The organism is Streptomyces otsuchiensis (genome assembly GCF_004305975.1).
GTDB lineage: Bacteria > Actinomycetota > Actinomycetes > Streptomycetales > Streptomycetaceae > Streptomyces > Streptomyces otsuchiensis.
The window spans coordinates 1-1,184 of the sequence record NZ_BHZI01000538.1 but is presented as its reverse complement, the minus strand read 5'-3'; the positions used below and the strand labels follow the sequence as shown (position 1 = coordinate 1,184).

The following is a 1,184-nucleotide window of genomic DNA, read 5'->3' as shown; positions in this document are numbered from 1 at the left end:
CCCCCACGCCCGCCCGCGCCGACCAGCCCGCTCTGTACGGCGGCAAGGGCAACCGCCGGGTGACCGTCCGGGACATCGCCGCCGCGAAGCGCCGCGGTGAGAAGTGGCCGATGCTCACCGCCTACGACGCGATGACCGCATCGGTGTTCGACGAGGCCGGTATCCCGGTCCTGCTGGTCGGGGACTCTGCGGGCAACTGTCACCTCGGCTATGACTCGACCGTTCCCGTCACCCTCGACCAGATGGTGATGATGTCGGCCGCGGTGGTGCGCGGCACCCGCCGCACCATGGTCGTCGGCGACCTGCCGTTCGGCAGCTACCAGGAGGGCGCCGTGCAGGCGCTGCGCAGCGCGACCCGGCTGATGAAGGAGGCGGGCGTCGGCGCGGTGAAGCTGGAGGGCGGCGAGCGGTCGGCCGACCAGATCGACCTGCTGGTGCGCTCGGGCATCCCGGTGATGGCGCACGTGGGGCTGACCCCGCAGTCGGTGAACGCCTACGGCGGACACCCGGTGCAGGGACGCGGTGAGGAGGCGGCGCAGCAGCTGCTGCGCGACGCCAAGGCGGTCCAGGACGCGGGGGCGTTCGCCGTGGTGCTGGAGCTGGTGACGGCGGAGCTGGCGGCCGAGACCACCCGGGGTCTGCACATTCCGACGGTCGGCATCGGCGCGGGCGCGGAGTGCGACGCCCAGGTGCTGGTGTGGACCGACATGGCGGGGATGACGGACTGGCCCGGCGGCCGGATGCCCCGCTTCATCAAGGAGTACGCGAAGCTGCGCGAGGTCCTGGGCGGCGCCGCGAAGGCGTTCGCCGAGGATGTCGTGGACGGCGCCTACCCGGCGCCTGAGCACAGCTTCAGCTGACACCGCGCGCGGCCGGGTGGCGTACCGCTCGGGTGCGCCACCCCGGGGCGGCACGGGAGGCGGTCGCGCTCAGGCGGCGCCGGTGCCTCGGTCGCCGGGGCCCGGAGCCGCTGCGTCGTCTTCCTCGGGAGCGGGCGGGGCGGCGGCCTCGCGGCCGGTGCGGTGGTAGTACCAGGCGAGGTTGGAGGTCAGGCCGGCCAGCAGTACCCAGATCACGCCCAGCCACCAGACACGCATGAACGCGAAGGCGACGACCGCCGCGGCCAGCGCGATCACGCAGACGATGAGTGCCTGGACGGACAGGCGGCGGGCGGCGGCGGGGGT

At 73.9% G+C, this 1,184-nt stretch carries 2 protein-coding genes; one reads left to right on the top strand and one right to left on the bottom strand.

Going from position 1 to position 1,184, the window contains the following annotated elements; translation table 11 throughout:
* Positions 1-32: 32 nt before the first annotated feature.
* Entirely contained in the window at positions 33-860 is an 828-nt protein-coding gene (panB, locus tag E0D90_RS25730; protein ID WP_227870518.1) for a 3-methyl-2-oxobutanoate hydroxymethyltransferase, read from the top strand.
* Between the two features lie 69 nt (positions 861-929).
* Here panB and E0D90_RS25725 read toward each other — a convergent pair.
* On the bottom strand, positions 930-1,184 hold a 255-nt coding region (locus tag E0D90_RS25725; protein WP_130800308.1), incomplete at its 5' end, for a hypothetical protein.